6 protein-coding genes and 1 pseudogene are annotated in these 9,142 nt (G+C 48.2%); 4 read left to right on the forward strand and 3 right to left on the reverse strand.

What is annotated here, in order from left to right:
• Nucleotides 1-80: 80 nt before the first annotated feature.
• On the forward strand, nucleotides 81-1,028 hold the full coding sequence (locus DXZ20_RS32935) for a serine hydrolase (RefSeq protein WP_163666481.1): 948 nt from the start codon (nucleotides 81-83) through the stop codon (nucleotides 1,026-1,028).
• 46 nt (nucleotides 1,029-1,074) lie between these two features.
• The gene (locus DXZ20_RS32940) at nucleotides 1,075-2,532 is read left to right on the forward strand and encodes a RecQ family ATP-dependent DNA helicase (protein WP_163702936.1); all 1,458 of its coding nucleotides are present in this window, start codon (nucleotides 1,075-1,077) and stop codon (nucleotides 2,530-2,532) included.
• A gap of 156 nt (nucleotides 2,533-2,688) precedes the next feature.
• Here the strand turns inward: DXZ20_RS32940 and DXZ20_RS32945 are convergent.
• From DXZ20_RS32945 to DXZ20_RS32955, 3 genes and pseudogenes are all read right to left on the reverse strand, one after another.
• Nucleotides 2,689-3,081: pseudogene (locus DXZ20_RS32945) on the reverse strand (transposase); the annotation flags it as partial.
• Nucleotides 3,082-3,286: 205 nt separating this feature from the next.
• Entirely contained in the window at nucleotides 3,287-4,558 is a 1,272-nt protein-coding gene (locus tag DXZ20_RS32950) for an insulinase family protein (RefSeq protein WP_163666477.1), read from the reverse strand.
• A gap of 56 nt (nucleotides 4,559-4,614) precedes the next feature.
• Nucleotides 4,615-5,922: a M16 family metallopeptidase gene (locus tag DXZ20_RS32955; protein ID WP_250566010.1), complete on the reverse strand. Its 1,308-nt coding sequence runs from the start codon at nucleotides 5,920-5,922 to the stop codon at nucleotides 4,615-4,617.
• Between the two features lie 1,102 nt (nucleotides 5,923-7,024).
• Between DXZ20_RS32955 and sds the strand changes: the two genes are divergently transcribed.
• Both sds and DXZ20_RS32965 read left to right on the forward strand, forming a co-directional pair.
• Nucleotides 7,025-7,996 carry a solanesyl diphosphate synthase gene (sds, locus tag DXZ20_RS32960; protein ID WP_163702937.1) on the forward strand — a complete coding sequence of 324 codons (972 nt, stop codon included), beginning with the start codon at nucleotides 7,025-7,027 and terminating at the stop codon, nucleotides 7,994-7,996.
• Nucleotides 7,997-8,152: 156 nt separating this feature from the next.
• Nucleotides 8,153-9,115: a carbohydrate kinase family protein gene (locus tag DXZ20_RS32965; RefSeq protein ID WP_163666473.1), complete on the forward strand. Its 963-nt coding sequence runs from the start codon at nucleotides 8,153-8,155 to the stop codon at nucleotides 9,113-9,115.
• The last annotated feature ends 27 nt before the right edge of the window (nucleotides 9,116-9,142 follow it).

The raw sequence follows: 9,142 nt of genomic DNA on the forward strand, positions 1-9,142 counted from the left end.
GATTACCTCGACAAGGTATAGCAAGATAAAAAGCGAACAACTTAAAACTCACAGCTAAGCCCTTACAACGCCTCTCCCCGATGACCTCCAAATTCTTCCAACCCAACGACGCTCTCCAGAAAAAACTCAACCAAATCCTCGATTTAACCTGGGCTCGTTTTCCTAACCTGGCACAAAATCAAATCGCGGTTACCTGGCTAGCTTACGAGCCTCCCTACACTGTCAATACAGGGGGCGCACTAAGTGCTGATAACTTCTGGAAGCAACAGCCAAAGGGGGCAAGCTATCGCGGTGTAGAGCGGATTTACCCAGCCAGCGTCATCAAGTTGTTTTACCTGGTGGCTATTCATGAGTGGTTAGATCGCGGCATGGTCCAAACAAGCTTGGAACTAGAGCGAGCATTACGGGACATGATTATCGACTCTAGTAACGACGCAACAGGCTATGTCGTTGATGTGCTAACGGGTACGACAAGCGGTCCAGAGCTACCCCCTGGACCGTTTGAAACCTGGAAGCAACAGCGAAACTTGATCAACCGTTATCTAACCAGTCTGCAATGGCCTGAGCTAGCAACCATTAACGCTAACCAAAAAACTTGGTGTGATGGTCCCTACGGTCGAGAGCGAGCATTTCTGGGCGAGGGCTATGAAAACCGCAATATGCTGACGACCGAAGCATCTGCTCGGTTACTGCATAGCATTATTGGCGGGGTGGCAGTCAATGCAGAGAGGTCTCACACCATGATGGACCTGATGAAGCGCGACCTGGATCCTAAAGTACTAGCTGCGGATCCAGAAAATCAGGTGACGGGCTTTTTAGGGGCGGGTGTGCCCGTTGAGACAAAGGTTTGGTCAAAAGCAGGACTAACGAGTAAAGTACGCCATGATGCCGCTTACATTGAGGCAGATGGGGCACATCCCTATCTATTAGTCGTGTTTACTGAAGGGGCTGAGCACAGCCAAGACGAGGAGATTTTACCGTTTGTGTCAGCACAGATCTTGGCTGCAATGCATGGGATGAACACGTAAGGCTCACTTTCAACGGGCACTCTAAGACCAGTTCAAGGGTGCATCAATGATTACAAAAACGTCCTGGCAGCAAGTAGAAGCGCGCTTCAAAGAAATTTGGGGCTACGACAGTTTTCGTCCTCCACAAGATGAAGTCATTCGCACACTATTGGCCAAACAGGATGCTCTGATTGTCATGCCGACCGGTGGAGGTAAATCCATTTGCTTCCAATTGCCTGCTTTATTGCAAACAGGCATAACCCTGGTCATCTCTCCATTAGTTGCACTAATGGAGGACCAAGTTCAGGAGCTAAAGCAACGCCATTTAGCCGCAGAACGCATCCACAGTGCCCTGGCCAACTTTGAGAAACGAAACATACTGCAACAGGTGCAGCAAAACCGGTTGCGGTTGTTGTATCTATCGCCTGAAACACTAATCAGCAAACGAGTCTGGGACATTCTCTGTCACCCCCAGGTAATCATCAACGGCTTGATTTTGGACGAAGCCCATTGCCTGGTCCAATGGGGTGACACTTTCCGACCCACGTACCGACGACTCGGTGCTGTCAGACCAGCGCTGCTGACCCATAAACCCGCAGGCACCCAGATACCCATTGCAGCATTCACAGCAACGGCTAACCCAACGGCTCAGAAGACCATCTGCGAAGTGTTGCATCTACAACAAACTCAAGAGGTCAAACTCAGCCCCTATCGGTCAAACCTGAATTTAGCTGTGAAAGTGGTTTGGACTCCAAGGGGACGACGACAGGCAATGTTTCAGTTTGTAAGGTCTCATCCTGATCAAGCAGGATTGATCTATGTTCGCACTCGCCGGACTGCTGAAGAGTTAACCCAGTGGTTACACCCCCAGGGGTTTTCAGTGGCAGCGTATCATGCGGGGCTGGCCAGTGAGGCACGTCGGCGCATTGAAGCAGAGTGGATAAAGGGAAACTGTCAGTTTGTAGTATGCACCAGTGCATTTGGCATGGGGATTAACCATCCACGAGTTAGATGGGTCTGCCATTATCATGCGCCAAGTACGCTCAGTGAGTATGTGCAGGAGATTGGTCGCGGAGGACGAGATGGGAAACCAGCGGATGCGCTAACGCTGGTAAGTGAGCCTACAGGATGGTTAGATTCAGAGGATAAACAGCGCTGGCAGTTTTTTGCAGAGAGTGCGCGGAAGCTACAGCGAGAGGCACAACAGTTGGGGAAGTCATTAGCCGCATCTGGCCATATTGATGAGGTGTTGCAACGTAATGGGAAAGCAGCGACAGCACTAGCATTGTTGCATAGTCAGGGACGGTTGATTTGGCAAGACCCGTTTCACTATCAGTTGACGGTGGAGCAATCATCGAAAACTGATAAACCAGTTGATAGTGTGAAGGAGACTAAGCAATATCTCTTTAGTCGGAAGTGTCGTTGGCAGAAACTTTTAGTGCAGTTTGGCTGTGAGATAGAAGCTCAAAACATGCAGTGCGGGCATTGTGATAATTGTCGGCATTGGTCAACAAAAGATACTTAGGTCCATGCCCCTGAGATAAACTTTTATTCCAGAGATGGAGTATTCTCTTAAGAGCCTTAACCCAGGTCCTTAAACAATACTAGCCATAACATTTTTGATATAACAACCAAGGAAAAATATCGAGAGTGATCTGAATTTTGTGTAAACGCGGTTTGTTTAGAGAGGAAAGCGTTCTGGGAACAGGATCGCAAAATGTGACAAGGCGGCTCGCCAATTTTTAATCGGTCGATTCCATTTTTTCGCGATATGATTCATCACCAGATACATCAGTCTGCAAACAGCAGCTTCATCTGGGAAGATCGCTTGGGTCTTAATCACCTTACGCAAGGAGCGATTGAGGGATTCAATAGCATTGGTGGTGTAAATCACTCGACGAATCTCCATGGGATAGTCAAAAATAGGAATGACATTGTCCCAGTGGCGAATCCAGATTTGGCTGATAGCTGGGTAGGCCTCATCCCATTGTTCGCTGAAGGCATCAAGGACGGCTTCTGATTCAGCCAGGGTGGCCGCTTGGTAAATCGGTTTGAGGTCCTTGGCCACGGCCTTTTGCACGCCTTGGATACGTTACCGAGTGTTTTGGCTAGGTTTAAGAGGCCTAAGCGGTTCTTAACGATCTTGTCTTGGGTATTCATTGTGACACTCCTGATTCAGTGTGAGTTTACAGGTTGTGTCAGATAAAGTCTTAACTATTACATTTGATGTCAGCGACTATGCCGCCAAGCCCTGAGCCCTTACCTTATAACCTTGTCCTTTATCTCAGCGCTTCTACTGCTGTAGCTGGCCCCAAAATCGAGATATAGGAGTCTACAAAGCAACGCTTTGCTGCCTCTTGGGCGTCTTCAATGGTCACTGCCGCGATATTAGCCTGGAACTTGTCGTCAAACTCAGTGCCCAGCCCCAGAATCTCATACCAACCCAGCAGTTGAGCAATTTGCCCATTAGTCTGCTTACCCAATGCATATTGCCCAAGCATTTTATTCTTAGCGACCTGGAGCTCATGCTCGGTGAGGGGAACTTTGCAGAGTCGTCGCAGCTCACTCTGAAGACCGTCTAGTGCAACGGATGTATTTTCTGGTGCAGTGCCAATATAGGCGACAAATTGTGATGGGCCCAAACGTGTGGGATAAAACGCAGAAACGTCATAGGCCAAGCCCTGTTTTTCCCGTAGTTCGACAAATAGACGACTGGATAGGCCATTCCCTAGGTGAGTGCTCAGAAGCTTAAGGGCTGGAAAATCTGGGTGCATGACTGGGGCCGCTAGGTACCCAATAATCACAAATGCCTGGTTCGTTTCTTGGGGCGTGACGATGCGATAAGCATGGGATTCGAGCCCTGGCAGTTGAGGGGCAGGGGCAGGATACTCAGGGACAGCCCAATCGCCCATGAGTTTATCGACTAAAGCAACAGCCCGTTCAGGATCAATGCGTCCAACAATAACCACCACCATGTTGTCGGGACGAAAATGCTTTTGGTGGGCCTCTAAAAGATCATCGCGTTGAATGGCCATGACGGTTTCTTCAGTTCCCATGCTAGAAAACCCATAGGGATGGGTGCCGTACATGCCTTCACGAAAAAACTTATAGGCTACGCTAAAGGGCTGCTCTTGCATGGAGCGCAGACCTTGAATCGTCAGCTTCCGTTCGAGTTCAATTTCATTCTCAGGAAAGCTAGGCTCTTGCAGAATTTCAGTGGCGAGGCTGAAGATTTCCTCAAAATCGGCGGATACCGTTTTAACACTGACGACGCTGTAATCTGAAGCGCTATCGGCTCCTAAGCTGGCTCCTACATATTCCACAGCTTCCGCAATATCGAAGGAACTGCGGTGAGTTGTTCCTCTTGTGAGTAGGGATGTGAGCAAGCTAAAAATACCTGCATTTTTTGGTGTTTCATGGCCTTGTCCAACGGGTAGAAACACACGTGCTGAGACGATATCAGCGGCTGGATTTTCAATAGCAATAACTTTGAGGCCGTTGCCCAGATGGGTCGTGATGGAGTTTTGCTTTGGGGCAGTTGATACAGTCACAGGTGTTGTGGTTAGAGGTTGTAGTGAAGTCTGTCAGGAAAGGATGCAGTGTAGCGCTAGGCAGGAATTAGAGCAAGGGTGCCACAACTCTGTGGAGATAAGTATTGCTGGGCCAGGGGCATAAGTTGTTCAGCAGAGTATGCCTGTATGTGTTTGGGGTAGGTCAGGGAAAGTTCAGGTTTAGCCAAAGTGCCGTAATATCCATAGAGTCCAGCAAGCTGTCCTGGAGTTTCCATTGAAAAGGCATAGTCATTGCATAATACCCGTTTGGCTCGTGATAACTCTGCCTCACTAATCGGTATGTTAGCTAGGGTCGCGATGCGATCGCAAATGACCTGTTCTACTTCCTTTATATAATTGGGGGGGAGCCAGGCTGATAAAACGAATAAACTACAGTCCTTCTGTACCGAAAAACTACTTGCGATTTCATCTACCCATTGACGATCTTCGCGCAGCTCTCGTACCAGGCGCGACACCCGACCCTCGGCCAAGACTGTCGCCAAAATGTCTAAGCCACAGGCTGATTCTAAGTCCTCAATCCCAGGGGCTAGCCAGGCCATGATCAATCGCCCATGTTCCAATCGAGGCAATGCTAAGGTATGCCGAGGGTTGGTCAGTAGGCGTGGGGGTGACATTAGCCCTGCTGTCGGACATGATTCTCGTTGTGCAAATGCACGAAACGTTGTCTGCACTAGTTCTAGCACTCGCTCTAAGGAGACGCCACCAGTAATCACCACCTGCATATTCTCAGGTTGGTAGTGAGTACGATGGAACTGCCGCATTTCTTCAGGTGAGCGCTCTTGCAAGATCTCGGGAGACCCTAATACTGAACGTCCGTAGGGATGATTCCCGTAAATCATTTCCGACAGCGTTTGAAAACCTATCCAATCAGGGTCATCCCAAGATTGATGAATCTCTTCGATGACTACATGTCGTTCTCTTACAAACTCGTCGGCTGGGATCGCTGCATGCAGTAACAGATCTGAAAGATAAGGGAGGGCATGGGCTAAGTCATTGGCAGCCACTGTCATATAAAAATGAGCATAATCATGACTTGTCGCTGCGTTTGCTAAACCACCACGGCTCTCAATAGCTGCATCGAACATGCCCGGCAAGATCTGCTCAGTCCCCTTAAACACCATGTGCTCTAAAAAATGAGCCATGCCTGTCCAAGTGTCTGGTTCACAACGAGCACCTGCCCGAATCCAAACGTCCACAACGACGACAGGAGTCGCTGCTATTTCTTGGTGAATAACAGTTAAGCCGCTGTCTAATTGGACAATGCTCGCTGGAAATGACCCATTGGCCTGATTAATATCACTGTTTGAAATATTGGAGGCAGGAACGTCAGGGGCTGAACTCAAATTGTTGGGTGCCTACTGCTTAAAACTTCTGTCTATGCTACCTCTCTAAGTTGTTTTCGGGAATACATACTTGGCAGAAGTTATCTGGAAGCTGTGCAATAAGCAATAAATCTCAGAAGGAAGAAAATTATACCGTTGCTGACTGGAGGGGTGTCATAAAACAATGGTCTGACCACTAACGTGGTCAGACCATCTGCTAAAAATAAACATAAATTAAAAGGTTTTTTATCTAGAGATTATTAAACCCTGATCAGGGACAAGGATGAAATGGCAAAAACCCATTACTTGAACCTGTAAGTCATTTCAACATTTGCTCTCTACGCCTGACAAAGCGTTGAACAGCCGTGAAAAGAATGTAGACCATTAACAAGTAACTAGTGGCAAGCAGCAATATCAGCAGGGGGGTTAAGGGGTGAGTCATGGACGTAGCCAGTGAGAGAGGAGCAACAAGGACGATTCGCAGGCCAAACAGGCAGCCAGCAAAAACTGACAGCGGGGCAGCTAGTTCGAAAATTATGCAAGATTCCCAATAATCAAAAAGCCTTGATACAAGAATCACCCAGCACCATACGCATTGCAGTATCGCTCGTCACTCCGTACGCATCTAGGGCATACATGCACCGATAAATTTTCTAGCTGTCTGTTCGAGACCTTACAAGTTTGACTCAGCCATGGGTTGGGTCAAACAGTTGCCATACTCTTATAGACATTGCCTGCCATGGGTATCAACTACCCCAGACAACTGCAACACATCGGCGGATGACTCAAGCACTACTAGCAGTCAGAAGCCAACTACTAGAACAAAGCTACTAACACCAACTATTGAGCTTGCTATGAAATTTTCTAATTCCTAGTCCTTAGCTTAACATAAGAATTTGTTATTCACATAGACCTAATTAAAAAAAAGAAATAAAAATATCTAATCAATGCTGGCCAGATGGAACTCTTTATGGGGTGTGGTGCTTTGAGAACTGCAAAGTACTGAAGCAAAAGGTGTTTCTACATTTTCTAAATGGATTTACGACACCAAATGAGTCGTTAGCTTAGAATGAATATGGATTACTTAAAATTTCGTAATCAAGCCGTCTGAGCATTTTCTCCCATGACTTCAACAACATCGCTGTTTGCTCCCGTCGAAGCCGATCTCAGGCTATTGGCGGATAATTTAAAGCAGCTGGTCGGTGCTCGGCATCCTATTCTCTACGCTGCTGCAGAGCACCTTTTTGGGGCCGGAGGGAAACGGATTCGACCTGCTATTGTGCTTCTACTTTCACGGGCTACGGTGATGGAGGCAGATATTCCAGCTCGGCATTTTCGCCTGGCTGAGATTACTGAAATGATTCACACTGCCAGTCTGGTACACGATGATGTCGTCGATGAGTCGTCATTGAGACGTGGTGTTCCTACTGTCCACAGTAGTTTCAATAATCGAGTGGCGGTTTTGGCAGGGGATTTCTTATTTGCTCAATCGTCATGGCACTTAGCAAATTTAGACAATCTAACGGTTGTTAAATTGCTGTCCCGCGTGATTATGGATTTAGCTGAAGGTGAGATCCAGCAGGGGTTAAATAAGTTCGACACCACACTCTCCATTGATGCTTACTTGATGAAGAGCTATTACAAGACAGCATCACTCATTGCTAATAGCTGTAAGTCGGCGGGTGTTTTGAGTGAGGTTTCTGACTCTCTGGCTGAGGCATTTTATCAATATGGGCGGAACTTAGGCCTGGCATTTCAGGTGGTAGATGACATTTTGGACTTTACCGGTTCTGAGGAAGTGTTGGGTAAGCCTGCTGGTTCTGACTTGCTGAGTGGTAACCTGACAGCCCCAGTGCTTTATGCCATGGAAGAAACGCCTTATCTGGCTACGTTAATTGAGCGAGAGTTCGCTCAAAGCGGAGACTTTGATGAGGCGATGGCCTTGGTGAAGGCTAGTCGTGGTATTGAACGCTCACGGGAGCTGGCCTCTCAGCATGTTAAACGGGCTGTTCATAACCTGGCTGATTTACCTCAGTCTGAACCTAAGCGCGCACTGGAAGCTTTGTCTAGCTACGTGTTGAGCCGATTATATTAATTAGTCTAAGGTGCATTTGCCCGCTGCTCAAAGTGCGTTCAGCATAGGGATACTGGGTAAAAATGATTTTCTGGGTCTGCTAGTACCTTATACTTTCGGCGAGAGGCTACATTAAGGCAGTCATCGTGTGATGGAGTATTGGGGCCAAAGACAGGGATGAGTAATCCAGGGCGTCCAGTTATATGTCTAGGGGAAATTCTGGTTGATAGTTTCTGGTCAAGCGATCGGGAGAAAAAACTGTCATTACCTGGTGGGGCACCGGCTAATGTAGCCTGTGGTCTGGCTAAGTTAGGAACATCGGCAGAATTTATTGGTGCTGTAGGCGTTGACTCTTGGGGGCAGGCCCTGGCTCAGTTGCTGTCGGACCTACAGGTGGGATCGCGTGGTTTGCAATCTCATCCGACAGCTCCCACCCGTGAGGTTTATGTGCTGACCGATGAGATGGGAGAGCGATCGTTTGCTGGGTTTTCATTGCCTGATCCAGCTAGTTTCGCAGATGCCCATGTGATTTGCGATCGCATCGATCCCCGCTTGTTCCATGGCACCAAATATTTAGTGATCGGCACCCTAGGTTTGGCCTATTCCCAAACGCGAGAATCTATTTTGCAGGCTGTGGAATGGATGCAAGAGCAAAATGGTCGAGTCGTCCTAGACGTTAACTGGCGACCTATGTTTTGGGAAAACCCTGCCCAGGCCATGGGTCTAGTGATGGATTTACTTAAACACGTATCCTTTCTAAAGCTATCGGATACTGAGGCGCAGTGGTTATTGGAGACGACAGATCCGGTGGCAATCGCCGCCCAACGCCCTTATCTGGAAGGTGTTATGGTGACTGCTGGTGCCGCTGGCTGTCGCTATTATCTGGGGGGGTACAGTGGTCACGTGCCTGGGTTTGATGTGGATGTTGAAGACACCACTGGTGCGGGTGATGCCTTTGTTGCCGGTTTTTTACATAAGTTATGTCTCTTAGGTCGCAGCTGTTTACTGGATGCTGATTGTGCCCATGACGTCGTTCGCTATGCCAGTGCGGTGGCAGCGTTGACGACAACTCGATCGGGTGCGATCGCAGGGCAGCCCACCCCACGCGAGGTGGATGCATTCTTATTTTTGAGAAAATGACAATATATACGTGTAGGGGTATTCCAT

It is taken from the genome of Adonisia turfae CCMR0081, from assembly GCF_011009555.1.
Classification (GTDB): Bacteria; Cyanobacteriota; Cyanobacteriia; order Phormidesmidales; family Phormidesmidaceae; genus Leptothoe; species Leptothoe turfae.

Bases quoted from the DNA above. Each gene is read 5' to 3' on its own strand.
- DXZ20_RS32935 (WP_163666481.1), top strand. From the start codon at position 81: ATGACCTCCAAATTCTTCCAACCCAACGACGCTCTCCAGAAAAAACTC.
- DXZ20_RS32940 (WP_163702936.1), top strand. From the start codon at position 1,075: ATGATTACAAAAACGTCCTGGCAGCAAGTAGAAGCGCGCTTCAAAGAA.
- sds (WP_163702937.1), top strand. From the start codon at position 7,025: ATGACTTCAACAACATCGCTGTTTGCTCCCGTCGAAGCCGATCTCAGG.
- DXZ20_RS32965 (WP_163666473.1), top strand. From the start codon at position 8,153: ATGAGTAATCCAGGGCGTCCAGTTATATGTCTAGGGGAAATTCTGGTT.